Origin of the sequence: Nocardia sp. NPDC049220, assembly GCF_040647855.1 — a bacterium.
Lineage (GTDB): Bacteria > Actinomycetota > Actinomycetes > Mycobacteriales > Mycobacteriaceae > Nocardia.
This window is the reverse complement of the sequence record NZ_JBEZDA010000003.1, coordinates 492,909-518,337: the sequence shown is the minus strand read 5'-3', so window position 1 is coordinate 518,337 and position 25,429 is coordinate 492,909. Positions and strand designations below refer to the sequence as shown.

Below are 25,429 nucleotides of genomic sequence, written 5' to 3'. Positions count from 1 at the left end.
CGATCAGCTCACTGATCGGTGAGATAGCCACCGCGCGCGAAGAATTCGGCTCCGTCGTATTCGACGCCCGCCGAGGTGCGTACCCGGGTCAGCACCAGCGCGTGGTTATCACCCCGGTGGGCGTCGCTGCCCGTCACCACCGCGCCACCGCCTTCCTGCACGATGACGCGGCCCGGAGTTCCGCCATAGCGCGCTTCGGAGACCCGGGCGGCCAGCACCTCGATGCGCTCGCCGCGGTAGTGGGTGAACGCGCGGGGGTAGGGCGCGGACAACGCGCGTACGAAACGCTCGAGATCCGGAGCCGGCCAACTCCAATCGATCCGGCTGTCACGCTCGGAGCGCTTGTGGAAATAGGTGCGCTCGGCCTTGTTCTGTGGCCGCCACACCGCGGTGCCGGAATCCAACGCGGCCAGCGCCTCGTTGATCGCATCGGGGATCAGTTCCATGCCGCGCAGCACCAGGTCGGTGCCGGTGTCGTTGGGCCCGATGGGAATCGAACGCTGCACGAGGATGTCGCCGGTATCGAGTCCCTCATCCATGCGGTGCACGGTCAGGCCGGTTTCGGCGGCGCCGCTGATCAACGCCCACAGAACCGGCGAGAAACCGGTGAACTTCGGCAGCAGTGAATCGTGCAGGTTCAGGGTGCCGTACGGCGGCAAAGCGTACAGCTCCGCGGGCATCCAGGTGTACCAGCTGTTCACCACGATGACGTCCGGTTCGACCCGCTTGACCAGATCGATGGTCTCGGTGTCCGCCCGTTCGGTGAGGTGTACCGGAATCCCGTGTTCGCGGGCCAGTTCCTCGACCGAATCCGAGAAAATCGCCTTGTACGAATGTTCACTCGCTGGATGGGTGACCGCGAGGACCACCTCGTGTTCCGAGTCGATCAGGGCTTGCAGAGTTTTGCGTCCCCAGGTCTGGAAACCGAACGACACGATACGCATAAACCGAAAACCTTCCCTCGAAACAGAGGTTAGCCTAGCCTACTTCGATTCGGTTCGTGCGCCGACCTGATCAATCGACCGACAAGGCCGGATTCCGATGGCGCATGGCGGCCGTGCCGACCGGCACCGCTTGCAGCACCCGATCCGACAGTGCGCCCAGGCAACTGAGGTTCGGGAATCCTGGCCCCTGAGTGAGAGCCGCCAGATTCGGCAGGTACAGCTTGCTGTCCAGACCCGATACCGCGAGGTCGTAGCCGATAGCGGCCTCGATCCGCGCCTGCGTCAGCTCGCCACCGACCGCGAGTTCGAGCAGATCCGCGGCATTCGCGTCGAACAGCTCGAGGAACCACAGCGGCCGGCCGCCGGTCGCGTCGATCACGAGGTCGACAGCGTGCATCTGATCCGGGCGCATCTCGTTGCGCAGCGTCAGGGTGACCACGCCGTCCTGATCCGCCACCCGGACCACCCGGCCCTGCATGTGATGAACGCGATTGTCGGCGATCAGACTCTCTTGCACGCGAACCGAGAACACGCCGCGATCGGTACGCCTGATGACATCCCTGCGCTCGTCGATACTCAGTGACCCCCATTTGATCGGATCGCTGAACAGCGAGTTCTCGAAATAGCTTTCACCGCGGGTATAGATCGTCGCCATCGGCGAGATCACCGAAATCGACAGCATGCCGTGGCGGATCAGTTCGTCCAGCGCCGACCCGGCGGTCTCGCCGCCGCCGATGACGGCAACCCGGGAGGAGACGGGAAGACTGCGCTTACCCGCCAGATCCCAGAATTCCGCGATGCTGAGCACCTTGGGATGTTTGGCCAGCACCTTCTCGCTGCGACCCGGCCCGGTGATCATGAGGCCGTCGGCCTCGATCCCGGTCGGCCGCCCGTCACCGTCGACCGCGGTGACCCGCCATCCGGCGGGCGAGGCCGCGATGGACTGCACCGTGCCGTAGACGAGTTCGAGATCGATCGCACGGGCGACCCACTGCAGGTACTTCGCCCAGACATGATGCTGTGGACTCGGCCTGCCGCGATCGATCCACTCGGCGTAGGTGCCCTGGTCGACCAGGAACGAGGTCCAGCTATAGGCCATCATGGCCTGATTGATCGCCCGATTGCGGCCGCGCGCCGACGTGGAGTGATACGGGAAGCCGATATCCTTCTCCGGGCTGGTGCCGAGCCGGTGCTGCCCATCGGTCCAGCCACCGCTTGGCAGCCAATTACCGCCCACGGCCTGCGCTTCGACGACAATGACGCGCGGCGCCGGTAGACCTAATTCCCGCAGAACGTGCGCTTTCGCCGCCACCGCAAGGGCTTTCGGGCCGGCCCCGATCACCAGAAGCGTTTGCATCGGTTCTCCACTCTCTCCGACCTCCCGCCGGCTGCTCGCCGGGTGCACGGGTCCGCTCCCGCACTGACAACCAGAACCCGTCCGGATCATGTTTGCATAGGCTTACCTTATATTGCACACTCATACCGGACCAGAGCGGTGGCGATACACCCCGCGAACGATTGGACGAACACATGATCAGGACTTCGAACACAGCGCTGACCCGGCTCGCCGCGACGGCGGTCGCGCTCGCCGCCGCACTCGTCGGCACGGCCGGTGCCGTCGCGCCCGCGGTCGCAGCGCCCTTGGTCGCACCCCTGCACGCCCAGGCTCCCGGCGCCGGTGAGCTCACCGCCAAACTGCGCGTGGCGATCAACACCGGCGCGGCGCGCGGAACGCGTGCGGCAGAACTGGAATCGGGTGATGCCGGCGTCGCGACGATGGACAAGATCGCAGGCCTGCTCGCGGCCGCCCCGCCGAGCCTGCGCTACAGCGTGATCAACCCGTCCACCTCCGGCGACCGGATCGACGCGCAACTGCTGGTCACCACCGAGGGTTACCCGAACTTCACCTACGACGTCTCATGGAAGCAGATCGATGGCACCTGGAAGCTGACGCGCGCGGCCGAGTGCAGCCTCGCCTCGGCGCTCGCGCTGTCCTGCTGACTCGACGCCTTCACCCTTCGCCGGGCGCTTGTCGCGCGATTGGGACAGCAACCGCGCGACATTCAACTTTCGTTAGGCTAACCTTATCGCCATGGGCAAAGGCTTGAATGGTCTGATCGTCAAGGCGTGGGGCGGCAACGACTACCGGCTCACGGTCACCTCGACCGAATACGTCACCGACAGATACGTGCGACTCGGCTTCACCGCAGGCGGGATCCTCGCCGAGCACCCGGTGCACCCCACGCAGTGGATTCGCTGCTGGTTCCCGGACAACGCCGGTGACAAACTGCAACAGCGCGGCTACACCCTGGTCGACCCCGACCCGGACGGTAACCGCTTCTCGCTCGAGTTCGCACTGCACGATGGACTGGCCGCCCGCTGGGCGCGAAACGCCGCGGTGGGTGACGAACTCGACGCGTCGGTGCTCGGCTCGAACTTCCAACTGCCAGAGTCCACTCCCGGCGAATACCTCATCTTCGGCGACACCGCCTCCGTGCCGGCGATCAACTCACTGCTGGACGCCATCGGCGATACCCCGGCGCGGGTCTGGCTGGAGTGGCAGCACGAATCCGACACCACGATCCCGCTGCGCAACAAACCGCACCACCAGGTGACGTGGCTACAGCGGATCGATGACGGCCGATTGCTCCGGGAAGCCGCGCACGAACTCACCTGCCCGGCTGACGCCTTCGCCTGGATCGCCTGCGACGGGCACACCACCCGCTCGATCGTGAAAAGCCTCAAGACAACGCACAATCTGCCCAAGACCGCGATCAAATCCCAGGCCTATTGGAAGTAAAGATCTCTTCCCACGCCGCACCGCCCCCGCGGTGCGGCGTTCTCGCTGTGCGGTTTGGCCCAGATCGAAACGGCGACACCTAGCCGATTCGTCGGCGGCAGCGCGTGAACCGGAAGACGCCGTGTGCGACCACCGGCTTCGGCTCGCCTGCTCCGAGCACAAGACGAGCCGGCCGGGGACGCGCCCACCGCGGCCACCGGATGTTCCGGCACCCACAGTGATCTCGTCCGCCGACCGGCTCGACCAGCGACGTGCTAGGTGGCGACCGCTTCCAGATGCCAGCCCGCCGCGCGGGTTCGCTCGTTCCAGAACCCGGCATATCGGCCCTCGAGCGCGAGCAGTTCGGCGTGCGTACCGCGCTCCACGATGCGACCGTCGTCCACGAACAGGATCTGGTCCGCGTGTGCGATGGTGGCCAGCCGGTGCGCGACGACGATCACCGTCTTATCCCTGGTGATTTCGTGCATCCCGCGCACCACGAGCGCCTCGCTGTGCGGATCCAGTGCACTGGTCACCTCGTCCAGCAGCACGATCGGCGCATCCTTCAGCAGCGCCCGCGCGATCGAGACACGCTGGCGCTCACCGCCGGACAACGCCGCGCCGCCCTCACCCACGCGAGTGTCGAAACCGTCGGGGAGTCGCTCGACGATCTCGTCGACCCGCGCCGCGGCGGCCGCGTGACGCACTTCCTCGTCACCGGCTTGCGGCCGACCGATCCTGATGTTGTCCGCGACGGACTGATCGAACAGGTAGACGTTCTGGAAGACCAGCGACAGCTGCCCGAGCAGCGTCGCCGACGGCTGATCGCGCACGTCGTGCTCGCCGACCGACACTCGGCCCGAATTCACGTCGTAGAACCGGGCGGCCAGTCGCAGCAAGGTCGTCTTGCCCGCGCCACTCGGCCCGACAATGGCCGTAGTGGTGCCGGCCGGCACGCTGAAGGTCACTCCCGACAGCACCGGCTCGTCGGGACGATATCCGAAACTCACGTTGTCGAAGACCACCGACGGCACCCCCGGCGTGACCGATGTGTCCGCCTCCGGTAGCACCGATTCGGTGAGCAACTCGGTGATCCGGTCCGCCGCCGTCCCGGCCGAGCGCAGTGCGGCGCCCAGCTGTGCGGCTTGATTGAGCGGTTCGATGAACCGCGCGCTCACCGCGATGAGCGCGATGGCGACGGCAGCCGAGAGGTCGCCGTCGGTCACCCGCGCGATCGCGACATACACCAGCACCAAGAACACGGCCTGCACGAAGAGCGCGAACAGAATCAGGCCCGGCACACTGGCGAAGACCATGCGCGCCCCCGCCGATCGCTGCCCGGCCAGCGCGGCGTCGAGTCCTCGGTTTCCCACTCCCACCGCGCCGAACGCGCGCAGCACCGGCTGGGCCTGAGCGAATTCGATAATGCGCGAATCGGCTTCGGACGCCGCCGCGTGCATACGCCGGTCCGCACCGGTGTATGCACGATTGGCCAGTCCGTTCACCAGGTAGAGCACCGGCGCGGCGAGCAACATGGCCACCCCGATGCGCCAGTCGACCAGCAGCATGCCTACCGCGACCGCGAGCGGGACGATGACACCAGTGAGAATCCTGGCCAGCAGGTAGGCGACCAAGCCTTGCAGTTCACGCACGTTGTCGACCATCAAGCGCCCCAGTGGCCCGGCATCATGCGTCTCGAACCAGCCGAGCGGCAGCGCGTTCAGGTGGTCGCCGAGCCGGGTCTGTAGTCCGCGCTGCATGCCGATGCCTACGCGCAGACCGATCGCCGCCTGCTGGTAACCGAACACCACCACGCCCGCGACCGCCGCGAGCATGCCCAGCGCCCAGAACCAGGCGCGGCCGAGGTCGTCCGCGAACACCGCCGTAAGCACCGGGACCAGCAGCAGATACGCCACAGCCTGGCTCAGCGCCTGCGCCACGATGACGGCGAACAGTTTCGGTGTGAGGTGGGCGAATTCGCTCGGAACCAGGCCGAACACCTTGCGAATCATCGAACGCCCTCCACACTGTCGACCAGAGCGATCTCGCCCAGTGCCGCCTCGTTGCTTTCCCACAGCCGCTGATACGTGCCACCCGCGGCGACCAGATTCGCGTGCTCGCCCTGCTCGACCAGTCGCCCGTGTTCGAGCACCAGAATGCGGTCCACCGCGGTGATGGTGTGCAACCGGTGTGCGATGACCAAGACCGTGCGAGCCGCGACCAGCACGGCCAGCGCATCCTGCACAGCCGCTTCGGATTCCGGGTCCGCGAAGGCGGTCGCTTCGTCGAGTACGAGGACGGGGGTGTCCGCGAGCAGGGCACGTGCGATCGAAAGCCGTTGCGCTTCGCCACCGGACAAGGTCGCGTCGACGCCGATCTCGGAGTCATAGCCGCGCGGCAACGCCACGATGCGATCGTGGATCTGCGCGGCGCGGGCTGCCCGCTGCACTGCCGCGTCGTCGGCGTCGGGCCGCGCGAGGCGCAGATTCTCCCAGATGCTGCCGCGAATCAACCGGACGTCCTGGAAGACGAATCCGACCGTGCGGTAGAGCTCGTCGCTCGGGAAGTCACGAATGTCGCGCCCGCCGATGGTGATTCGGCCCGATCCCACGTCGTAGAAGCGCGGAAGCAGTTTGGCCAGGGTCGACTTGCCCGATCCGCTCGGGCCGACCAGAGCGGTGATGGTGCCGGGAGTGAGTTCGAGGTCGATGTCGTGCAGCACGTCCTGACCGGACCGATAGCCGAAACCGACCCCTTCGAACCGGACCAGACCGGCGGGCGCGGACTCCGGATCGGCGGACGTCGGCGCACCGGTGCACAGTTCGGGAGTCTGCTGCAGTTCGTGCAGCCGCTGCGCGGCCACCGCGGCCGCCCGCAGTGCCTGCGCGCCGTAGCCGAGGCCGAGCAACGAGCTCCCCAGGCCGAGGCCGACCAGCAGAAACGGCAGTACATCCAGTGGCTGGACCCAGTCCAGGCCAACTGCCGCCAGCCCCGCGAAGACCACGACCAGCATCACGAAGACCGGGGTGACGACAATGTCGGAGGCCGCCTGCACTTTGATGATCGGCGTCTTCAACCGATCGACACTGCGGGCCTGGTGCTCGACGGCGTCCTGGAAGACAGAGTGCGCCTTGCCCGCCTGGCCGAACGCACGCACCACCTGGATGCCGTCGACGAATTCGATGGCCGCCTGCTTGGTGGCCTGCTCGGAGCGCGTATAGACCACGAAGCGGTCCCGGCCGTCCTGGTCCATCATCCGGCGGTACAGCACGGCGTACGCCAGCACCGGCACCAGCAGTACCGCGGCAAGCCGCCAATCCACGGTGATCAGATATCCGAAGGTGATCAGCGGAACGGTCAGCGCACCGACGAACTCCAGTCGAGCGTGCGCCACCAAATAGTGCAATGCCTCCACGTCGTCCTGGAGATATTTTTTCACCTCCCCGGAGGTCCGCTCGCCGAACCAACCCAGCGGCACCCGGGACAGCTTGGTCGCGAGCGCGCGGCGCACGGCGAGCTGATATCCGCTGTCGACCAGATGCGTCCAGGTCAGCGCTCCGGCTTGGAGCAGGGCGCGGGCCACCAACACCAGCACCGCGATCGTCAGCAGACGCCATACCCGATCGGTGCTGACCGACTGATCGAGCAATTCGCGGCACGCCTGCACGATCAGCACGAATGGCACGACCGCGCAGGCCGACGCGACGGCCATGATGATGCTCGCGACGGTCAACGCGCCACGCACGGGCGCGAGAATCTCCTTCCGTGCCCGCGCCTCTTGCTGCTTGCGTTCTTTCAGCACTGCCTTCGGCGGCCGATTCCCCGTCTGCGTCGCCGGCAGCGGCGCGACCTCTACCGTCATCTGACCCCATCTCTCGCTCTGGCGGCATCCGTCCCGGAACCGCCCCATCCTCACACAGAGGCGTCCAGGAAGAAAGGTTAGCCTAAGTTATCTTGCGCTGTCGGGTCATCGTCCACTCCGGGGATCGAACTCGACGAATTGAGAGGCGCGCCGCCTGCTCGACGAGCCACGGTCCGGCCGAGATGTCCGCAGCGGCCGCATACCCGCGAATCGAGCGCTCCGCCGACCTACCTGGCTGACGCATTTCGCCATACGCGAAAACCGTTCCGAACCCGATGTTTTCGAACTCTCAGCGGGCCGGGCACATCCTCCGTGACCGCGCCACCACATCCGATCCGATATCCCGTATACATCGCTGACCTGGAGACAACGAAGCTATCGGACGCATGGCAAATCGAATGCGCATGGCATGTAGCGGTTCGGTCTGTCGAACGACCCACCCCGGCCGTGCCCGCGGTCGCCGATTCGGCTGCTTCGAGTTCCCCGCACCGGCAGCGGATTCGACCATCGAGCGGAATCCCTACGGCCGCCACAACGTTCCCTCTGCCATGACCACCACGGCATCTGATCGATCCACCGCTCCCCTCGTCGACACCGAGACCGAATTCGGCGCGAAGGTCGCCGAACGACTCACTCACGAGTCCGTCCTCTGGTTGACCACTGTCGGCCCCACCGGGACACCACAGCCGAACCCCGTCTGGTTTCAGTGGCGCGATGGCGAATTCTTGATCTTCAGCCAGCCCGGCACCCCGAAGGTGCGCAATATCCAGCGCAATCCCCGCGTCGCGCTGAACCTGAACAGTACAGCGACCGGCGGCGACGTCGTCGTGCTCACCGGCACCGCGCGCGTCGTCGACCAGCGGCCGACCGAAGACGAAATCGTTTCCTTCACAGCGAAATACGTCGATGGCCTGCGCTCCATTCCGATGACCGACGAGCAGTTCTACACCGAATACTCCGCGGTCGTGCGGGTCACGCCGGATCGGCTGCGCGGGTTCTGATCCCGACAGCATGCCCAGCACTGCCGTCCACCGCTCGGCGGCAGCGCAACGCCGCGATCGTTCACCGCCCGCGCCGCGGCAACGACGGCCTCGGGTATCGCGGATCCGGCCTGCGACTAGGGTCGACACTGATGAGAAGGCGGCAACAACCGCCGTTGCCGAAGCGGCACGGCTTGGACCCGGCCCGGCTGCGGCTACCGGAGCAGGGCGACTGGGCGACGATCCGCGACCATCTGGTGCAGCGGCTGCCCCGGGTACCCGCGACACGAATCGATGAACTGCTGCACGCGGGCGGCATCGTCGACCTAAACGGGCCGATCGCCCCCGACGCCGCGTACGTGCCGGGCGGCGCGGTCTGGTTCCATCGCGATCTGCCCGAGGAGACGGTGGTCCCGTTCGAGATCCCCGTCGTGCATCGCGACGACGACCTGCTGGTGGTCGACAAGCCGCACTTCCTGGCCACGATCCCGCGCGGTCAGCACATTCTGCAGACCGCGCTGGTGCGACTGCGTCGGGAACTGGACCTCCCGGACCTGGTCCCGGCCCATCGACTCGACCGTGTCACAGCCGGCCTGGTGCTGTTCGTGATCAATCCGGTTCGACGCGGCGCGTATCAGACCATGTTCCACCAGCGCACCGTGCGCAAAGAGTACGAGGCGATCGCCGGGTTCGATCCCGAACTCACCCTCCCTCGGGTAGCGCGCAGCCGGATCATCAAGGAGAAACAGGTGCTGGCGGCGCAGGAGGTGCCCGGCGAGCCCAACGCGGAAACCGAGATCGAACTGCTCGAGCACCGCGACGGGCTCGGTCGTTACCGGCTCCGCCCGCATACCGGCCGGACCCACCAGTTGCGCCTGCACATGAACAGTCTCGGGATACCGATTCTCGGCGACGATTTCTATCCCGCACTGACCGATAAGCCCGTCGACGACTTCACCAGGCCACTTCAGTTGCTCGCCACCGCGCTCGAGTTCACCGATCCGATCACCCGGGAGGCGCGCCGTTTCGAGAGCACGCGCACCCTGCAAGCCTGGACCGATCCGCACGGGTGGGCCGGCTGACGGTGGTCCGCTGCCACGGCCCGGACCTCCGCAGACCCGCAGGGCGCACCGAAGTGACCTCACCATCAGTGGAACCATGGCCCACCGCGAACCGGTGATAGATCCGTACACTGGTCCGGGATGTCAGAGCCGGACCAAGCAGCACCGACCCACCCCCGCCACAAAGTGCACGCCTACATCGACGTCGCCATCGTCGCGGTCGTGCTGGCGGGCACCAATCTGATCGCGCACTTCACCACCGAATGGGCGAGCATCTTGACGGTGCCGGTCGCGGCACTGGTACTGCTCGCGCTGGTACGCGGACGCGGCCTCGGCTGGTCGGAACTCGGCCTGTCACCCCGGCACTGGCGACGTGGTTCGCTCTACGCGCTCGGCGCGGTGGCGCTGGTCGTCTCGGTCGTCGCGATCGGGGCGGTGCTTCCGCTGACCCGCCCGTTCTTCTTGGCCGACCGCTACGCGACGATCTCCGGCGCGTTGATCGCCTCGATGATCGTCATCCCGCTGCAGACCGTGATCCCTGAGGAGCTGGCCTTCCGCGGCGTGCTGCACGGCACCCTGCACCGCGCATACGGTGCGCGCGGCGTCTTCGCGGCGGGTTCCGTGTTGTTCGGCCTCTGGCATATCGCGTCTTCCTTCGGCCTCACCACGGGCAATCGCGGCCTGACCGACATCATCGGGGACGGCCTCGCCGGGCAGGTCATCGGCGTCGCGCTCGCCGTCGTGGCGACAGCCGCGGCGGGCGTGGTGTTCACGTGGCTGCGCCACCGTAGCGGAAGTCTGCTCGCGCCGATCGCGCTGCACTGGTCGGTCAATGGCGCGGGCGCACTGGCGGCCGCCATAGTCTGGCACACGACCCTCACCTGATCCGGCGACGCCGCGATGTCCGACCGGTAACGGGTCTTCGGTCGGCGCCGTGACATAGACCGGAATTCATCACCCGAGATTCGCGATCAACAGCCCGATCGCGTCTATCGGGTACCGCGGCGGCAGAATCCTGCCCAGTGTGACGAGTGAATGAGAACCGAGTTTCGACACGCGGGGAACGTCGATGAAAGCGCCGCTCATCCGGATATTCGATGCGTACCGTGGATTTCAGTAGCGCGGCGTGTCGCTCGCAGCCACAAGACCGCCACATTGACCACGGGCAGAGGTCGGTTTAGTCTCACTCCGATCACACATATGTTCGAGCACTCATGTCTACGTCACGGACATGACACCTGTGTTTGGGAAGGCTCGCGATGCCCGACGAACTGTCGAATGGTAGTTCCGAGATTGCCGCGCTGGCACAACAAGTCGAGACCGCACGTGGCAAATTGCCTCTGCAACTCGACCCGGCGCTACTGCGGGTGCTGTCCGAACGCGAGATCGCCGCGGAGCGCGAACTCGCGGAATGGATTCGGGCGCAACGCCGCCAGCAACGGCGCACGGAAATCGTAGAAGAGCTGGCCGCCGAGCGGCGCGATCGCAAATCGGCGGCCGCGGTGCGCCGGTCGGACCAGGCGGACGCTCGCTGGCACCGCCGCGCGCTGGCCGCGCGGCGGCGGGTGTCCAGCGAGGATGCGCGTCTGGCGCAACTCTACCGGCGGGCCGAATGGTCCTCGCGCGCCTTGATCGCCGTCGTCGTGCTCGGCATGGTGTGGGCCGGGGTCAATGTGCAGCACAATCTGGTGCCCAGCGGCGACATGACCGATCCGCTGTACTGGCTCAGCTACGGCATCGAGGCGATGATCTCGATCCCGATCATCACCATCATGGTCGCGGCGACGACGGCCGCGCGCTGGGGCCGGGAGCTGGCACGGGGCAAAGTGCTCTTCTTCGAGGCCGCCCTGCTCGGCACGACCGTCGCGCTCAATACCGGGCCCCATCTCGCCGCGCGCGAGTTCGGCCGGGCCGCCGAGTACGCGATCGCTCCGGTGATGGTCGGTGTCGTCATCTGGCTGCACGCCTGGGTGTCCGCGCGCTACGCGGTGCTGATCGACGGCGCGCCGGTGGTCGATCGCGACCCGCTGGTCCGAATCGACGCGGAGCGCGCGCACCGAGAGGGCGGCCGTTATCCCTCGGACGAGGACTCGTCGACCGACGGGGGCCGATTTCGTCGGGACGGACGCCCCGGCGCACCGCAGACGAGTGGCGAATACGATGCGGACTCGGTAGGGCGGATCGAATATCCGGATGTCTGCGGCATCCCTCACGCCGGGTACGAATCCCTCGAGGGGTACTCGCCTCCGCGGCGCACCACGGGTTCTCCCCTTGACGGCAGGCGCGACGAGTCCCTCGCGGCGACGGCGAAGACGCCCGTCGCCCACCCCGACCGGTCACCGGCCAATGGCCATATCGTCGATTCGTCGACCAATGGCCATGTCATGCACGAACTGACCAACGGTCATTCCGTCGATCACGCCGCAGCCGATCACCACTCGCTGCCGATGAACCAGGCGGACGGTGGGCCCCGCTCTAGAATCGCACCGGCGAGTCGACCGGACAGGCCCTCCGTCAACGGCTACCCGCACGACGTTCCGCCGAACGGCCACACCGCCGAAAACACCACCGGCCGCACACACAACCACCACGTCAACGGCCACACCGCGCGCGGCACCACCGATCGCAACGCGCACAACCCCGAGGCCGGCGAGCACACCGCGTCGGCCGCCAATGGCCACCCCGTCGACGACACGATCAACGGCAAGACGCACAACTCCAACGTCAAAGGATCAGCGGTTCTGCCGGACACGAACGGCACTCGCGACAACGCGCATACCGCACGTGCCGCAAGAGACGGCGATGCCGCGGCGGCCGGCGGCCACGCGGGTATGCCTGTCTCCCAAGGCACAGATGAATCCGCGGTAGCAGGTCCGCGAATTTCGTCCACGCCTGCTGAATCCTCGGTCGCCGATTACGTATTCGATCTCTCCAGCGACGAGCACATCCCCGCGGCGGACTCGGCGCAATTCTCAGCCAGCGCCCGGACAGCGCGACCGGCGGGCGCGGCGCAATTCGTCAGTCCCGCCGACAAGGTGGAAATCTCCGTGAATATCGCGACAAACTCCGGTGAGCCACCGCCCGAACCCGCGAAGACAACTGCGGCGCAACAAATCTCGCTTGCCGAACTGCACGACGGATTCGAATTCGACAACCGCTCCACCGATACGGCCAACGGTGTGAACGTTTCTGCCACACAGCCGCTTTTTTCTCGCGACCGCGCCGAACATTCGCTTGATCGCGCATACCGCGGTTCGGATACCGGCCGCCGCCCGAGTCCCGACAGCACCGACCCCGTGCGCACGCCACCTCTGCGGCCCACCGATACCGCCGCGCAGGTGCACCCGAACGCCACTGCCCCGCGTACACCGAAACGTGAGAATTCACTGGCTGGCGAGCAGGGCGACCGCTCCGCCGACGCGGAGAGCGAACAGTTCGCGCTCGAGGACACTCCGGAGCCCCCGCGTCCGGTCGCTGAGCGGATGCCGATTCTCGATGCGGATGACGAGGACGACTCCCCCACCGAGCCCGACGAAGCCGACACCGACGACGACGAGATCTCGGCCATCGCACGGGCCATCACCGGCCGCCTCCTGTCCACCCTGCCGATCGAGGAGGTCAGGGAGATTCTGACCCTCGCGGACCACGGCGGGTCGACCCCGGCGATCGCCAACGAACTCGGTGTGTCCCGCGCGGCCGTCACCCGCGTTTTGGACTCGGCGATCAAAGTCCACCGCCCTTACGCGATTACCGGCTGACTGCCTTCCACAGGTCACACCCGGTTTCGGCGGTTCGCAGTACGGTCAGTTGCTTCCCCCACCACAGCTGCTTCCCCCACCGCAACTGCTCCCGCCACCACAACCACTTCCACCGCCACAACCACTTCCACCGCCACAACCGGAGTCACCACTCGAACTCCCACCTCCGTCACCTGCGCCCCAGCCGCGCCGACGCCTTCGCTGCGCGCTGCCGGAGCGGCGGTTGGCGATGCCCACGACAACGGTGAGCACGATTACGACGACCACCACGAAAAACCAAAACCCCATGAAAGAACGCTATCCATCGAGCGGCCGCCATATAGCATTTTCCTCCGCAAAGGGCTGTGCATCCGGTGAGTTCCGGGTGCACAGCCCTATTCCGTGAATTCAGCCGTATCGACCACCGTCTCGGACCCGAGCCATCAGATCAGCGTTCCGCGACAGCGGTCTGCGCTTCACCGGTGGTAGGCGGAATCGTCTCAGTCCCTCGCCGCTGCTCGTCCGGGCCCGAATCATCCGTCTTGCGGTCTCCGTGCCCTGGCCACCACGCCGTGTGCCCGACAATCGCGGTGAGCGCGGGAGTGAAGAACATCGCCATGACGAAAGCCGCGATCGCGATGCCCGCCGAGATGGCGAAGCCCATCTGCGCCAGGACGTTGTTGCCCGCCAACATCATCGACGCGAACGTTCCCGCCAGGATCACCCCGGCCGCCGCGATGGTCGGTCCCGTGTGCCGCAGAGCCAGCGCCGCGGCCTGTTTCGGCTCGTTGCCCTCGCGCGCCTCCTCACGCAACCGGGCGACCATCAAGATGTTGTAGTCGGTACCCAACGCGACCACGAACAGATACATGATCACCGGCAGCGTGAAGATCAGGCCGGGCTCGCCCCGGAAGTGCTGGAACACCAGCACCGCCGCACCGAGCGTGGCCGCAAAACCGAGAAACACCGACGCCATGAGGTACCACGGCGCCACCAGACTGCGCAGCAGCAATCCCAGCACGATCATGATGAGCAGGGCAGCCACCGGGAACACGATCGAGTAGTCGCGCGCCATCGCGTCCTGGAAGTCGACGAAGATCGAGGTCAAACCACCTACCGCAGCCGTCGCCCCGGCCGGCGCCGCCGCATGCGCGACCTCCCGCAACGGACCCTGCACCGTGTCGAGCGCGGCATCCGATTCCGGAATGTCGGTGAGCGTCACCGTGAAATCGGCGATCGTCCTGTCCGCGGACAGCTTTGGTTCGGCCACCTGTCCGACTCCAGGCACCGCGGCCAGCGCACCACGGTAGGCGGTGAGCTGATCGACAGTCAGTTCACCGGCCTCGGACCGCAACAGCACGTCCGAAGGCTGGGTCGTCCCGGCGGGCATACCCTTGACCAGTTCCTTGCTGTAGACCACGGATTCGGACGCCTCCGACGTCGATCCGGAGCTGAGGTCGAAGGTCGGGTGGAACCCGAGCGCGAACACGCCGAACACAACCAGCACACCACCGGACACCACGGCGAAGGCGCCCGGTCGCCGGCCGAGCGCGTTGCCGACCGCGGTGAACCTCGCGCCCTTCGGCTCGGTCCGCCACGCGGTGGACGGCCAGAACACCTTGGTGCCGATCAGCGAAACCACGGCCGGCACCAGAGTCAACCCGGCCACCAGCGCGACAGCGACAGCGATAGCCAGCGCGGGCCCCAGCGCCCGAAACATGCCGAGGGTGGACAGCACGAGCGCCAGGAACGCGATGATCACCGCGCCCGCCGCGGACGTGATCGCCTCACCGACCCGGCTGACCGCATTGACCATCGCGGTCTTGGAGTCCTCGCCCGCGCGCAGCCGCTCCCGGTAGCGGAACATCAAGAAGAGGATGTAGTCGGTGCCGACCCCGAACAGCACAACTACCAGGATGGCGTTGATCGACGCGTCGATCTGGAGGTCGAATGCTTTGGCCACCACCGCGATCAAACCGCCGACCATGCTGGAGATCGCGCCGATCACCACGACCGGAAGCACGGCGATCACCGGACTGCGGAAGATGACCAGCAATAGCACCAAGATCAGTACGATCGTGGCGACGCCGATGATGGCCATTCCCTTCTCGCCGGATTCCAGCTGGTCCAGCACCTGCGCCGCCTGGCCGGTGATGCCGGCCTTCAGTTCGGTATCCGCGATGCGCTGCTTCAGTTCCGCACGCAGCGCCTTGACCGCGTCGCCTTGGCTGGTGTCGTTCGGATTCGTCACCTTGGTCATCTGCACCGCGATGATCTGGATCAGCCGATTCTGCGAGGGTGGTGTCGGTTGAACGGCTGTGACATCGTCTATCTGCGCGCCGCGTAGCTCATCGGCGACCGAGACGATCGAAGCGGTGTCCGCATCGGTCAGCGCCGCGCTGTCCTTCCGGGCGAACACGATGATCGCCGCGGGGGCGGAGCTTTCCGGAAATGCCTCCTGCTGCAATTGCAATGCCTGAATCGACTCGTAATGCGAAGGGAGAAAGGCAGATTGGTCGGTCGTTGATTTCAGTTCCGGCGCCGTAGCCACCACCGCGATGGCGAGCAGCACCCACAGGCCGATCACCTTCCAAGGATTGTGGACGACTACGGCCCCCAGTCGTGCGAACATCTACAGTGAATTCCTTTCCGGATGTGGAAAAACCGCTGCTATCTCAGGTTCGAGCATTCCGCGAGCCCGGATTCTCGGCCACGTCGACGACCGTCCGATAGATGTGCTCCGGAATCCGGCCCCGCAACTCGGCGGGCGAGTCCACGATCTCGACTGCGTAGTCACCCCACGCACCCTCGTCGCCACCGAAGGCGACGAGCAGTTCGCGCCAATGTGTCCAGTCGATCGCGACGGACATTGCGCGCCAGGTCGACTCCTGCCGGTGCACCACGAACTTGCCTTTCCGACTCACATAGACCCGCACCACGGTGATCCCGACCTTGCTGTACTGCCGGGATCGACCAAGGAGCCTGCCGAAGAACCGCTGCCTGCGCCCGCCGCCCGGACCCACGCGCAACACGATCTCATCGACGTCGTGCGGTGCGCTCCGCTCGTGCGGCTCCGGCACACCGGTGGCGCTGCCGACCCGCTCGTCGGCGGCCGCGATGTCGACCAGAGGTTTCGGATCGGTGGTCATGACAATTCCCCGTTCGTGGATGAATGCACACCCGAGCGTGCGCCTACCGTCAGCCGGCCCGGTCCGGAACCGGCTGTGTAGGTGCGGATTCGATGGTGTCAGAAAGTTCGGACCGCCATCTCACTATAAGTAGATGTATACGTATAGAGCAAGGTCTGATCGCAGAACACCGAAACGCCAGCCGAGGACGAGACGGCTCCCGAGATGCCGGCGCATGGGTAGGGCCGCGAGCACATCGGCGTCGGAATAGGCGATTCATGCACAGGCGCACACAGGACAGGTGTCCGCTACCCGTGCTCCTTTCGGATCTGTTCACATCCGGGCACGACGAAGGCCCGCCCTCCCGAATAGGGAGGACGGGCCTTCGTTGTTCGACTTGTCAGCCGTGCAGGAGGCCTACTTGGCCTTCTCCAGGACCTCGACCAACCGCCAGCGCTTGGTCGCCGACAGCGGACGGGTCTCCATCAGCTGAACGCGGTCGCCGATGCCGGCGACCTCGTTCTCGTCGTGCGCCTTCACCTTCGAGGTGGTGCGGATGATCTTGCCGTAGAGCGGGTGCCGGTGACGGTCTTCCAGCTCGACGACGATCGTCTTGTTCATCTTGTCGGAGACAACGTAGCCGACACGCACCTTGCGGCTGCCGCGCTGCCCTTCTACCTTGTCGCTCATGCCGCATCTCCCTTGCCAGCAGGTCCGGTGGCCAGACCGAGTTCACGCTCACGCATGACCGTGTAGATGCGCGCGATCTCATGACGGACGACGCGCAGACGGCGGTTGTTGTCCAGCTGACCCGTCGCCATCTGGAAGCGCAGGTTGAACAGCTCTTCCTTGGATTCGCGCAGCTTGGCCACCAAATCCTCTTCGGTGAGCTCGCGGAGCTCTGCGGCCGGTGTTTCGGTAGCCATCAGAACTGCTCCTCCCTGGTCACGATCCGGCACTTCATCGGGAGCTTGTGCATCGCGCGGCGCAGGGCCTCACGAGCGGTCTCCTCGTTCGGGTAGCTCATCTCGAACATCACGCGCCCTGGCTTGACGTTCGCAATCCACCACTCCGGCGAACCCTTACCGGAACCCATGCGGGTCTCGGCGGGCTTCTTGGTCAGCGGGCGATCCGGGTAGATGTTGATCCAGATCTTGCCGCCACGTTTGATGTGGCGAGTCATCGCGATACGCGCCGACTCGATCTGTCGGTTGGTGACGTAAGCAGGCTCCAGCGCCTGGATGCCGAACTCGCCGAACGCCACCGAGGTGCCGCCCTTGGCCATGCCGGAACGGCCCGGGTGATGCTGCTTGCGGTGCTTCACCTTACGAGGCATCAGCATGCGTCAGCCCTCCTGTTTCTCTGCCGGAGCGTCGGCCACAACGGTGGCGGCGCGCCCGGCCTCAGTGCTGGTCGCCGTAGTACCGGCGGAACCGGACCGACGCGGGCGGCTCGGCCGCTCCCGGCGCGGACGCTCGGGCGCGGCGGTAGCGGCAGCCAGCTCACGCTTGCCACCGACGATGTCGCCCTTGTAGATCCAGACCTTCACACCGATGCGACCGAAGGTGGTCTTGGCCTCGTACAGGCCGTAATCGATGTCGGCCCGCAACGTGTGCAGCGGCACCCGACCCTCGCGGTAGAACTCCGAGCGCGACATCTCGGCGCCACCGAGGCGGCCCGAGCACTGCACACGGATGCCCTTGACGTTCTGCGCCCGCATGGCCGACTGGATGGCCTTGCGCATCGCGCGACGGAACGCCACACGGTTGGACAGCTGCTCCGCGACGGCCTGAGCGACCAACTGCGCATCCGACTCGGGGTTCTTGACCTCGAGGATGTTCAGCTGAACCTGCTTGCCGGTGAGCTTCTCCAGCTCGGCACGGATGCGGTCGGCCTCCGCGCCACGGCGACCGATCACGATGCCGGGACGCGCGGTGTGGATATCCACCCGCACGCGGTCCCGGGTGCGCTCGATCTCGACCTTGGAGATGCCCGCCCGCTCCATGCCGGTGGCGAGGAGCTTGCGGATCGCGACATCTTCCTTCACATAGTCCGCGTACTGCTTGTCCGCGTACCAACGCGACTTCCAGTCGGTGGTGATACCAAGGCGGAAGCCATGGGGGTTGATTTTCTGTCCCATTTACTTTGCCCCTCCCTTCCGGCGGCTACGAGTGGATCCACCGGCGGTGGGGATGCTCTCGACCTCGATGGTGATGTGGCTGGTGCGCTTGCGGATTCGGAACGCACGGCCCTGGGCACGCGGCTGGAACCGCTTCATGGTCGCGCCTTCGTCGACATAGGCCGTCGAGATGACCAGCGTCGCCGGGTCGAGGCCGAGGTTGTTCTCGGCGTTGGCCGCTGCGCTGGCGACGACCTTGGCGACCGGCTCGCTCGCGGCCTGCGGCGCGAACTTCAGTAGGGCAAGGGCGTCCTCGACCCGCTTGCCGCGGACCAGGTCCACGACACGACGAGCCTTCATGGGGGTCACGCGAACGTGCTTAGCCGTCGCGCGCGCGGTCTGGTTCGACGGAGTCGCCACCAGTGCCTGATTGCTCTTCGCTTCGCTCATCGCCGCTTGCTCTTCCGGTCTTCCTTGACGTGGCTCCTGAACGTCCTGGTCGGCGCGAACTCACCGAGCTTGTGCCCGACCATGTTGTCCGAGACGAACACCGGCACGTGCTTGCGGCCATCGTGGACCGCGAAGGTGTGTCCGATGAAATCGGGGATGATGGTCGAACGACGCGACCAGGTCTTGATGACCTGCTTGGTGCCCTTCTCGTTCTGGACGTCCACCTTCGCGAGGAGGTGGTCGTCGACAAACGGGCCTTTCTTGAGGCTGCGTGGCATTTCTTACCTCCTCCTTCAGCGCTTCTTGCCGGTCTTGCGGCGGCGGACGATGAGCTTGTCGCTCGGACGGTTGGGCTTGCGGGTACGGCCTTCCGGCTGACCCCACGGCGAGACCGGGTGGCGACCACCGGAGGTCTTGCCTTCACCACCACCATGCGGGTGGTCGACCGGGTTCATGACGACACCACGGACCGTGGGGCGACGACCCTTCCAGCGCATGCGGCCGGCCTTACCCCAGTTGATGTTCGACTGTTCGGCATTGCCGACCTCGCCGACGGTGGCGCGGCAACGCACGTCGACGCGGCGGATTTCACCGGAGGGCATACGCAGCGTGGCGTACGGGCCTTCCTTACCGAGCAGCTGAATGCTCATCCCAGCGGAGCGGGCCAGCTTGGCGCCGCCGCCCGGACGCAACTCCACATTGTGGATGGTGGTACCGGTCGGGATGTTGCGCAGCGGCAGGTTGTTGCCCGGCTTGATGTCGGCCGTGGGGCCGGACTCGATCGGGGTGCCCTGCCGGATGCCCTTCGGCGCGATGATGTAGCGCTTCTCGCCGTCCTTGTAGTGCAGCAGCGCGATGTTCGCGGTCCGGTTCGGGTCGTACTCGATGTGCGCGACCTTGGCCGGGATGCCGTCCTTGTCCAGGCGACGGAAGTCGATGACACGGTAGGCCCGCTTGTGCCCGCCACCGCGATGCCGGGTGGTGATGCGGCCGTGCGCGTTACGACCACCGCTCTTGGACAGCGGACGCAGCAGCGACTTCTCCGGTGTCGACCGGGTGATCTCGGCGAAGTCCGAGACGCTGGCGCCACGACGGCCCGGCGTTGTCGGCTTGTACTTACGAATTGCCATGAGTTCTTCTCTACTTTCTGGATTCCCAGACGCTTACGCGACCGGGCCTCCGAAGATCTCGATGGGCTTGCTGTCGGCCGAGATGGTCACGAGCGCACGCTTGGTGTCCTTGCGCTTGCCGTAACCGAAGCGGGTCCGCTTGCGCTTGCCCTGACGGTTGGCGGTGTTGACGCTGGTGACCTTCACACCGAAGACCTTCTCGACGGCGATCTTGATCTGCGTCTTGTTCGAGTCCGGGCGCACCAGGAAGGTGTAGGTGCCTTCCTCGATCAATCCGTAGGACTTCTCCGAGATGACCGGCGCCAGCAGGATGTCGCGGGGGTCGGCGATGGTGGTCACTTGCTCTCCTCCTGTGCCGCCTCGGCTGGACCGTGAACGAAGGTGTTCAAAGCCTCCACGCTGAACACCACTTCGTCGCTGTTCAGCACGTCGTAGGTGTTGAGCTGATCCGGGGCGATCGGCTGCACGTTCTGCAGGTTCGCCACGCTCTTCCACGCGGCGACGTCCTCGCGTCCGACGACGACCAGGAACTTCTTGCGATCCGACAACTCGGCCAGGAAGGTCTTGGCGGTCTTGGTCGACGGGGCCTGCCCGGCGACCAACTCGGTGATCACGTGGATGCGCTCGTTGCGGGCCCGGTCCGACAGGGCGCCACGCAGGGCGGCGGCCTTCATCTTCTTCGGGGTGCGCTGGCTGTAGTCGCGCGGCTGCGGGCCGTGCACGATGCCACCACCGGCGAACTGCGGCGCGCGGGTCGAACCCTGGCGGGCGCGGCCGGTGCCCTTCTGCCGGTACGGCTTGCGGCCACCACCGGAGACCTCGCCACGCGTCTTGGTCGAGTGCGTGCCCTGACGGGCCGCGGCCAGTTGCGCGACGACGACCTGATGCATCAACGCGATATTGGCGGTCACGTCGAAGATCTCCGCGGGGAGCTCGACGGTGCCGTTGGTCTTGCCACCGATCTCTTTCACCGGCAGCGTGAGGCTTGCGGCCTTCTTCTCCGTGTTCACTGCGGAGCTGCTCATGCGTGCGCACCACCCTTCACGGCGCTCTTGACGATCACGACGCCGCCCTTGCGACCCGGGATCGCTCCCTTGATCAGCAGCAGGCCGTTCTCGGCGTCCACCTTGTGCACCGACAGGTTCTGCGTGGTGACTCGGTCGTTACCCATCCGGCCCGACATGCGCATGCCCTTGAACACACGGCCGGGGGTGGCGCAACCACCGATGGAACCCGGACGACGGTGCACCGCCTGCGCACCGTGCGAAGCACCCTGGCCGCGGAAGCCGTGGCGCTTCATGGTGCCGGCGAAGCCCTTGCCCTTGCTGGTGCCGGTGACGTCGACGTAGGCGCCCTCTTCGAACACGTCGGCGTTGATCTCCTGGCCGACCTCGAAGGTAGAGGCGTCCGCGACGCGGATCTCGACGACGTGGCGACGCGGGGTGACACCGGCCTTGGCGAACTGGCCGGAAACCGGCTTGTTCACCTTGCGCGGGTCGACGGCGCCGAAAGCGACCTGGACGGCGCTGTAGCCGTCGCGCTCCACGGTGCGGATCTGGGTAACGACGTTCGGTCCAGCCTTGATGACGGTCACGGGAACGACGCGGTTCTTGTCGTCGAAGACCTGGGTCATGCCGAGCTTGGTGCCCAGGATGCCGGCCGCCGGCCTGTTCTTGTTGTCAGTCATGTCTCGAGTCCCCGTCACTGAATGTTGACGTCGACGCTGGCCGGCAGGTCGATACGCATGAGCGCATCCACCGTCTTCGGCGTCGGGTCGAGGATGTCGATAAGCCGCTTGTGCGTACGCATCTCGAAGTGCTCGCGCGAGTCCTTGTACTTGTGCGGCGAACGGATGACGCAGTACACGTTCTTCTCGGTCGGCAACGGCACCGGGCCCACGACGCGTGCCCCGGTGCGGGTCACCGTCTCCACGATCTTGCGCGCAGATGCGTCGATCGCCTCGTGGTCATAGGCCTTGAGCCTGATGCGGATCTTTTGTCCCGCCACGCTAAGTGTCCTTTTCTCCGCTTTCCTTCGTGGCCCGGAAGCTGGCTGCGCCAACTTTCTGGACCACCCTCAATTTGCACAGCCCGAACACACGAAGACGTCTCTGCCCGAGAGGTCAGGGCCCGGAGGCGGCAGCCTGCGTAACCCGCAGAGCCCCGATCGGGCACTATCCAACACAGTCGAGAACGCGACCGGGCACGCCCGATCCTCGCCGCTGTTCATCTGTCATGGTTCTCCGGTCCACGCGGTCGGGCGTGTCGCCCGTCCGCTCATTCCTCGGCCATGGATAGATTTCACCATCAGGCCTGGAACACTGTCCCGGACGTACCCACACCGGAAACCCGGTGAGGTACACGATTGGAAACTGCTCGCCTAGCCCGACCACAACCCGTTTCACACGAAACAAGCACGGCCCGGTTCAAGGCAACCCGAACAGTATGCCCGACGCACTCCTACACTTCAAATCAGGTGCTGCGTTCGGTTCGGCAGCGCCGCGGCCTGCGGCAACATGCGACGGAACCGGACCGCGCGCGAGTTCTCGACTGCAACTTACTTACAAGTAATATAGCGGTCATGACGACGGAGACCGCCACGTATCGCAGCTGGAAGAAGCTGCCGGACAATCGGCTGGGCCACCTCCTGTTCTCGCTGGGGATGGTGGCCAGGGTGCCGTATTTCGGCACGGTGCTGCCGAACGTGATCCGACTCGAACCGGGCCTGTGTGAGGTGACCTCGCCGAAGTGGTTCGGCATCTACAACCATCTGCACACCTTCCACGCGATAGCGGCATGCAACCTGGCCGAGGTGGCGATGGGCATGCTCAGCGAAGCGACCGTTCCCGCGACACATCGGTGGATCCCGAAAGCTATGCAGGTGCAGTACCTGGCCAAGGCCGAGACCGGACTACGCGCGGTGGCGAAACTGCCCGAGGTCCCCGACTTCGCGACCATCACCGAAGGCCACGAACTGATTGTGCCGGTGTCGATCTACGACAAGCACGGCCTGGAGGTCGTGCACGCCGATATCACCACCTGGGTGACACCCGCGTAGTCGCGGTTGCGGCCGCGGACCGGTCGGTGACCGGCGTTCGACTCGACAGGCCGGTCCCACCGCGGCGGCCATGTCCCGTCCCGCTCGGAGCCGTCCGGGACGGGCAGGTCAGCACGGAAGGGGTCGGGTGTCGTCGACGAGCGCCGCGAGTACGGCCGCCGCGGCACGCGGGTCGGTGAGCAAGCCGCCGTGATCGGCGACGTCGGCGGGACAGCCGTCTTGCAGCCACACATTGCGATCGCCGTCGGATGGGACCGCGAGCAACGCCGTGTCCTGCGGGGTGATCACGTCGTCGGCGCGCGAGGCGATGGCCGTGTACCGGATACCGGGCGTTGTCTCGCCGCCCGTGTTCAGCCGGTTCAGCAGTGGTGACCCCACCATCTGCTGCTGTCCCGCAGTTCCGTAGACCTGGGCGGCTATCTGATCGTCGTTCAGGCCGAGCGCAGCCAGGTCCGGGTAATCGGCGCGCAACCCGGCCCAGGTAGAACCGCGATACGGCGTCCCGAGCGTCACCACTTGCGCTGTCGCGTCCGCGCCTCGTGTCCCCAGATACTGACGAATCACGGTGCCACCGGTGGAGTGCCCGACCAGCGCAACCCGGCTCGCGCCGGTCACATTTCGCACCAACCGCACGACATCGGCGAGTTCGCCTGCCATCCGGTCGATATCGGCCACGCCGAAGAGGGCTTGCCCGAGCAACGCAGCGCCGATCGGTCCGACACCGGTCGAACTGGAACCGGCCCGTCCGGTCATCATGTCGACAACGCCAGGCGCCGCACCGAGATTCGCGGCGAACACGCAGTGCCCCTCGGCGCGCAACGCGGGCGCCAGCACCGCGAAACTGCGGGTGGCATCGGTCCCCGACCCGTGCACGAGTACCACCGGCTCCGGTCGTTCCGCCGTAGGACGACAGGTCCACTCGTTGGCGCCATCCACTGCCGGAATCTGCACCACGGCAACGGCGCTCGGCACGGGCAGCAGCGCCGCGCAGGCGAGAGCCACCACCAGGCCGCAGATTCGCGCCGACCATGCGCGAATACCCATGTCATATTCCCAACGCAGCGGCCAGAACCGGCCACGAATCCTTCAGCGCGTCCTCCCAGTAGCCCCAGGAATGGGTGCCCTCCGGTCGGAAGTTGTAGTGCGCGGGGATGCCGAGGCTGTCGAGTCGGGCTCGCATATTGTGTGCGCAATAATTCGTGGCGGCCTCGATCAATCCACCGAGTACCAGCTGATTAGAGAAGCCCCATGGACCGGGCAGTGAAAATTTCCCGCCATATTGGTCGTAGACGCCGGGGATGCCATTACCACTGGAAATATAAATCGCTTTTCCGCGTAAACCCTCCGCATGCACGTAGGGATCGTTGGCCATCCACTCCGGGTCACCCTCGGGTCCCCACATATTGTCCAGCTCGGCCAGACCCCATTCCTCGACGGTGAGCCGAACGAATTCGCGACCGATCGGATCACTCGTCTGCGCGCAACCACTGTAGGCTGCGACGCCGGAAAAGAGATCGCCCGTGGTCGCGGCCAGCGCAAGCGTTGTGGTCGCCGACATCGAATATCCCGCGAGCGCGTGGCGTCCATTGGTTCCGAGATAATTGTCGATCAGCGGCGGCAGTTCCTTGCTCAGGAAGGTCTTCCATTTCTGACGCCCGAGCCTGGCGTCGTCCTTCTGCCAGTCCGCGTAGTAGCTGAACATCCCGCCGATCGGCGTGATGACGTGCACGTTCTTGTCCGCGAGAAAGCTCATCGCATCGGTTTTCGTGGCCCAGGTCGACCCGTCGACACCGCCGCCCGCGCCGAGCAGCATATACAGCACCGGACGCGGCGCACCGACGTCGGCGGCACGTTGCACCTCCACTGGAATATCAAGATCCATGGCGGCTGAATGCACCGTTACAGTATGAATCCGCGCGGTGTGCTCTTGCACGGAAACAATAGATGTCTCCACGGGCGCCGCAGGTGCCCGCGCCGGAACGACCACAGATGCGACCGCGCCGACTGTGGCCGCGAACAGCACCAGCCGGCGGAGACTATTTTCCCTCATGATGCCCCTTCTCGAGAACGGAACGCAGCACGTTCCGAGCTCAGAATATGGAGCGCCCCAAGCAATCTCACGACTGAAGTTGCGGGGCCACCAATTATGGGGGCATGCCGAAAGGGGATTTCGCCGACTGTC

General features: G+C 65.9%; 26 protein-coding genes. 7 read left to right on the top strand and 19 right to left on the bottom strand.

Annotation, left to right across the window (positions count from 1 at the left end; all coding sequences use genetic code 11):
* Positions 1-8: 8 nt before the first annotated feature.
* Together AB0C34_RS13770 and AB0C34_RS13765 are read right to left on the bottom strand one after the other, a co-directional pair.
* Positions 9-944, bottom strand: coding sequence for a methionyl-tRNA formyltransferase (locus tag AB0C34_RS13770; protein ID WP_357071146.1), 936 nt, complete (start codon positions 942-944; stop codon positions 9-11).
* A gap of 70 nt (positions 945-1,014) precedes the next feature.
* Positions 1,015-2,301 carry a SidA/IucD/PvdA family monooxygenase gene (locus tag AB0C34_RS13765; RefSeq protein ID WP_357071143.1) on the bottom strand — a complete coding sequence of 429 codons (1,287 nt, stop codon included), beginning with the start codon at positions 2,299-2,301 and terminating at the stop codon, positions 1,015-1,017.
* A gap of 173 nt (positions 2,302-2,474) precedes the next feature.
* Here AB0C34_RS13765 and AB0C34_RS13760 point away from each other — a divergent pair, with 173 nt between their 5' ends.
* Together AB0C34_RS13760 and AB0C34_RS13755 are read left to right on the top strand one after the other, a co-directional pair.
* The gene (locus AB0C34_RS13760; RefSeq protein ID WP_357071140.1) at positions 2,475-2,945 is read left to right on the top strand and encodes a hypothetical protein; all 471 of its coding nucleotides are present in this window, start codon (positions 2,475-2,477) and stop codon (positions 2,943-2,945) included.
* Between the two features lie 91 nt (positions 2,946-3,036).
* On the top strand, positions 3,037-3,744 hold the full coding sequence (locus tag AB0C34_RS13755; protein ID WP_357071137.1) for a siderophore-interacting protein: 708 nt from the start codon (positions 3,037-3,039) through the stop codon (positions 3,742-3,744).
* Between the two features lie 254 nt (positions 3,745-3,998).
* Here the strand turns inward: AB0C34_RS13755 and AB0C34_RS13750 are convergent, their stop codons facing one another.
* Together AB0C34_RS13750 and AB0C34_RS13745 are read right to left on the bottom strand one after the other, a co-directional pair.
* Complete coding sequence (locus AB0C34_RS13750; protein ID WP_357071134.1) at positions 3,999-5,735, bottom strand: ABC transporter ATP-binding protein; 1,737 nt, start codon at positions 5,733-5,735, stop codon at positions 3,999-4,001.
* Positions 5,732-7,585 (bottom strand): ABC transporter ATP-binding protein, encoded by a 1,854-nt coding sequence (locus tag AB0C34_RS13745; RefSeq protein WP_357071132.1) that lies wholly within the window; start codon positions 7,583-7,585, stop codon positions 5,732-5,734. The genes AB0C34_RS13750 and AB0C34_RS13745 overlap by 4 nt, the downstream gene beginning before the upstream one ends.
* A gap of 548 nt (positions 7,586-8,133) precedes the next feature.
* On the opposite strand from AB0C34_RS13745, the gene AB0C34_RS13740 reads away from it, so the two are divergent.
* From AB0C34_RS13740 to AB0C34_RS13725, 4 genes are all read left to right on the top strand, one after another.
* A complete protein-coding gene (locus AB0C34_RS13740) occupies positions 8,134-8,586 on the top strand; it encodes a TIGR03667 family PPOX class F420-dependent oxidoreductase (protein WP_357071129.1) in 453 nt (150 codons plus the stop codon).
* 131 nt (positions 8,587-8,717) lie between these two features.
* Positions 8,718-9,647: an RluA family pseudouridine synthase gene (locus AB0C34_RS13735; RefSeq protein ID WP_357071126.1), complete on the top strand. Its 930-nt coding sequence runs from the start codon at positions 8,718-8,720 to the stop codon at positions 9,645-9,647.
* 120 nt (positions 9,648-9,767) lie between these two features.
* Complete coding sequence (locus AB0C34_RS13730) at positions 9,768-10,511, top strand: CPBP family intramembrane glutamic endopeptidase (protein ID WP_357071123.1); 744 nt, start codon at positions 9,768-9,770, stop codon at positions 10,509-10,511.
* Between the two features lie 374 nt (positions 10,512-10,885).
* Complete coding sequence (locus AB0C34_RS13725) at positions 10,886-13,384, top strand: hypothetical protein (protein WP_357071120.1); 2,499 nt, start codon at positions 10,886-10,888, stop codon at positions 13,382-13,384.
* 427 nt (positions 13,385-13,811) lie between these two features.
* Here AB0C34_RS13725 and AB0C34_RS13720 read toward each other — a convergent pair whose 3' ends face one another.
* From AB0C34_RS13720 to rpsJ, 13 genes are all read right to left on the bottom strand, one after another.
* Positions 13,812-15,995: an MMPL family transporter gene (locus AB0C34_RS13720; RefSeq protein WP_357071117.1), complete on the bottom strand. Its 2,184-nt coding sequence runs from the start codon at positions 15,993-15,995 to the stop codon at positions 13,812-13,814.
* 43 nt (positions 15,996-16,038) lie between these two features.
* Complete coding sequence (locus tag AB0C34_RS13715; protein WP_357071114.1) at positions 16,039-16,512, bottom strand: EXLDI protein; 474 nt, start codon at positions 16,510-16,512, stop codon at positions 16,039-16,041.
* Positions 16,513-16,908: 396 nt separating this feature from the next.
* Positions 16,909-17,181, bottom strand: coding sequence for a 30S ribosomal protein S17 (rpsQ, locus tag AB0C34_RS13710; protein ID WP_357071111.1), 273 nt, complete (start codon positions 17,179-17,181; stop codon positions 16,909-16,911).
* Positions 17,178-17,417: a 50S ribosomal protein L29 gene (gene rpmC / locus AB0C34_RS13705; protein WP_357071108.1), complete on the bottom strand. Its 240-nt coding sequence runs from the start codon at positions 17,415-17,417 to the stop codon at positions 17,178-17,180. Before rpmC ends, rpsQ begins: the two co-directional genes overlap by 4 nt.
* A complete protein-coding gene (rplP, locus tag AB0C34_RS13700; RefSeq protein ID WP_327112480.1) occupies positions 17,417-17,833 on the bottom strand; it encodes a 50S ribosomal protein L16 in 417 nt (138 codons plus the stop codon). Before rplP ends, rpmC begins: the two co-directional genes overlap by 1 nt.
* Positions 17,834-17,836: 3 nt before the next feature.
* Positions 17,837-18,631, bottom strand: a complete 795-nt coding sequence (gene rpsC, locus AB0C34_RS13695) for a 30S ribosomal protein S3 (RefSeq protein ID WP_357071104.1) — start codon at positions 18,629-18,631, stop codon at positions 17,837-17,839.
* A complete protein-coding gene (gene rplV, locus AB0C34_RS13690; protein ID WP_357071101.1) occupies positions 18,632-19,060 on the bottom strand; it encodes a 50S ribosomal protein L22 in 429 nt (142 codons plus the stop codon). It abuts the gene before it with no gap.
* The gene (rpsS, locus tag AB0C34_RS13685; RefSeq protein ID WP_327112477.1) at positions 19,057-19,338 is read right to left on the bottom strand and encodes a 30S ribosomal protein S19; all 282 of its coding nucleotides are present in this window, start codon (positions 19,336-19,338) and stop codon (positions 19,057-19,059) included. Before rpsS ends, rplV begins: the two co-directional genes overlap by 4 nt.
* Before the next feature lie 15 nt (positions 19,339-19,353).
* Positions 19,354-20,190, bottom strand: a complete 837-nt coding sequence (gene rplB, locus AB0C34_RS13680; RefSeq protein WP_357071096.1) for a 50S ribosomal protein L2 — start codon at positions 20,188-20,190, stop codon at positions 19,354-19,356.
* 33 nt (positions 20,191-20,223) lie between these two features.
* Positions 20,224-20,529: a 50S ribosomal protein L23 gene (rplW, locus tag AB0C34_RS13675; protein WP_357071093.1), complete on the bottom strand. Its 306-nt coding sequence runs from the start codon at positions 20,527-20,529 to the stop codon at positions 20,224-20,226.
* Entirely contained in the window at positions 20,526-21,215 is a 690-nt protein-coding gene (gene rplD / locus AB0C34_RS13670; protein ID WP_357071089.1) for a 50S ribosomal protein L4, read from the bottom strand. The genes rplW and rplD overlap by 4 nt, the downstream gene beginning before the upstream one ends.
* On the bottom strand, positions 21,212-21,877 hold the full coding sequence (rplC, locus tag AB0C34_RS13665) for a 50S ribosomal protein L3 (protein WP_357071086.1): 666 nt from the start codon (positions 21,875-21,877) through the stop codon (positions 21,212-21,214). Before rplC ends, rplD begins: the two co-directional genes overlap by 4 nt.
* A 14-nt stretch (positions 21,878-21,891) precedes the next feature.
* Positions 21,892-22,197, bottom strand: coding sequence for a 30S ribosomal protein S10 (gene rpsJ / locus AB0C34_RS13660; RefSeq protein WP_003938093.1), 306 nt, complete (start codon positions 22,195-22,197; stop codon positions 21,892-21,894).
* 573 nt (positions 22,198-22,770) lie between these two features.
* Here rpsJ and AB0C34_RS13655 point away from each other — a divergent pair.
* Positions 22,771-23,247: a hotdog fold domain-containing protein gene (locus AB0C34_RS13655; protein WP_357071083.1), complete on the top strand. Its 477-nt coding sequence runs from the start codon at positions 22,771-22,773 to the stop codon at positions 23,245-23,247.
* A gap of 108 nt (positions 23,248-23,355) precedes the next feature.
* Here AB0C34_RS13655 and AB0C34_RS13650 read toward each other — a convergent pair whose 3' ends face one another.
* Both AB0C34_RS13650 and AB0C34_RS13645 read right to left on the bottom strand, forming a co-directional pair.
* Positions 23,356-24,291, bottom strand: a complete 936-nt coding sequence (locus AB0C34_RS13650) for an alpha/beta fold hydrolase (RefSeq protein ID WP_357071080.1) — start codon at positions 24,289-24,291, stop codon at positions 23,356-23,358.
* A 1-nt stretch (position 24,292) separates the two neighbouring features.
* On the bottom strand, positions 24,293-25,129 hold the full coding sequence (locus AB0C34_RS13645; protein WP_357071077.1) for an alpha/beta hydrolase family protein: 837 nt from the start codon (positions 25,127-25,129) through the stop codon (positions 24,293-24,295).
* Positions 25,130-25,429: the final 300 nt, after the last annotated feature.

Excerpts from the sequence above, each read along its gene's own strand:
- rpmC (WP_357071108.1), bottom strand. The coding sequence starts at position 17,417 with ATGGCTACCGAAACACCGGCCGCAGAGCTCCGCGAGCTCACCGAAGAG.
- rpsS (WP_327112477.1), bottom strand. The coding sequence starts at position 19,338 with ATGCCACGCAGCCTCAAGAAAGGCCCGTTTGTCGACGACCACCTCCTC.
- rplB (WP_357071096.1), bottom strand. The coding sequence starts at position 20,190 with ATGGCAATTCGTAAGTACAAGCCGACAACGCCGGGCCGTCGTGGCGCC.
- rplV (WP_357071101.1), bottom strand. The coding sequence starts at position 19,060 with ATGAGCGAAGCGAAGAGCAATCAGGCACTGGTGGCGACTCCGTCGAAC.
- AB0C34_RS13645 (WP_357071077.1), bottom strand. The coding sequence starts at position 25,129 with ATGGATCTTGATATTCCAGTGGAGGTGCAACGTGCCGCCGACGTCGGT.
- rplD (WP_357071089.1), bottom strand. The coding sequence starts at position 21,215 with ATGAGCAGCTCCGCAGTGAACACGGAGAAGAAGGCCGCAAGCCTCACG.
- rpsC (WP_357071104.1), bottom strand. The coding sequence starts at position 18,631 with ATGGGACAGAAAATCAACCCCCATGGCTTCCGCCTTGGTATCACCACC.
- AB0C34_RS13770 (WP_357071146.1), bottom strand. The coding sequence starts at position 944 with ATGCGTATCGTGTCGTTCGGTTTCCAGACCTGGGGACGCAAAACTCTG.
- rpsQ (WP_357071111.1), bottom strand. The coding sequence starts at position 17,181 with ATGAGCGACAAGGTAGAAGGGCAGCGCGGCAGCCGCAAGGTGCGTGTC.
- rplC (WP_357071086.1), bottom strand. The coding sequence starts at position 21,877 with ATGACTGACAACAAGAACAGGCCGGCGGCCGGCATCCTGGGCACCAAG.
- AB0C34_RS13715 (WP_357071114.1), bottom strand. The coding sequence starts at position 16,512 with ATGACCACCGATCCGAAACCTCTGGTCGACATCGCGGCCGCCGACGAG.
- AB0C34_RS13720 (WP_357071117.1), bottom strand. The coding sequence starts at position 15,995 with ATGTTCGCACGACTGGGGGCCGTAGTCGTCCACAATCCTTGGAAGGTG.
- AB0C34_RS13740 (WP_357071129.1), top strand. The coding sequence starts at position 8,134 with ATGACCACCACGGCATCTGATCGATCCACCGCTCCCCTCGTCGACACC.
- AB0C34_RS13760 (WP_357071140.1), top strand. The coding sequence starts at position 2,475 with ATGATCAGGACTTCGAACACAGCGCTGACCCGGCTCGCCGCGACGGCG.
- AB0C34_RS13750 (WP_357071134.1), bottom strand. The coding sequence starts at position 5,735 with ATGATTCGCAAGGTGTTCGGCCTGGTTCCGAGCGAATTCGCCCACCTC.
- AB0C34_RS13725 (WP_357071120.1), top strand. The coding sequence starts at position 10,886 with ATGCCCGACGAACTGTCGAATGGTAGTTCCGAGATTGCCGCGCTGGCA.
- AB0C34_RS13735 (WP_357071126.1), top strand. The coding sequence starts at position 8,718 with ATGAGAAGGCGGCAACAACCGCCGTTGCCGAAGCGGCACGGCTTGGAC.
- AB0C34_RS13650 (WP_357071080.1), bottom strand. The coding sequence starts at position 24,291 with ATGGGTATTCGCGCATGGTCGGCGCGAATCTGCGGCCTGGTGGTGGCT.
- AB0C34_RS13655 (WP_357071083.1), top strand. The coding sequence starts at position 22,771 with ATGACGACGGAGACCGCCACGTATCGCAGCTGGAAGAAGCTGCCGGAC.
- AB0C34_RS13730 (WP_357071123.1), top strand. The coding sequence starts at position 9,768 with ATGTCAGAGCCGGACCAAGCAGCACCGACCCACCCCCGCCACAAAGTG.
- AB0C34_RS13755 (WP_357071137.1), top strand. The coding sequence starts at position 3,037 with ATGGGCAAAGGCTTGAATGGTCTGATCGTCAAGGCGTGGGGCGGCAAC.
- rplP (WP_327112480.1), bottom strand. The coding sequence starts at position 17,833 with ATGCTGATGCCTCGTAAGGTGAAGCACCGCAAGCAGCATCACCCGGGC.
- AB0C34_RS13745 (WP_357071132.1), bottom strand. The coding sequence starts at position 7,585 with ATGACGGTAGAGGTCGCGCCGCTGCCGGCGACGCAGACGGGGAATCGG.
- AB0C34_RS13765 (WP_357071143.1), bottom strand. The coding sequence starts at position 2,301 with ATGCAAACGCTTCTGGTGATCGGGGCCGGCCCGAAAGCCCTTGCGGTG.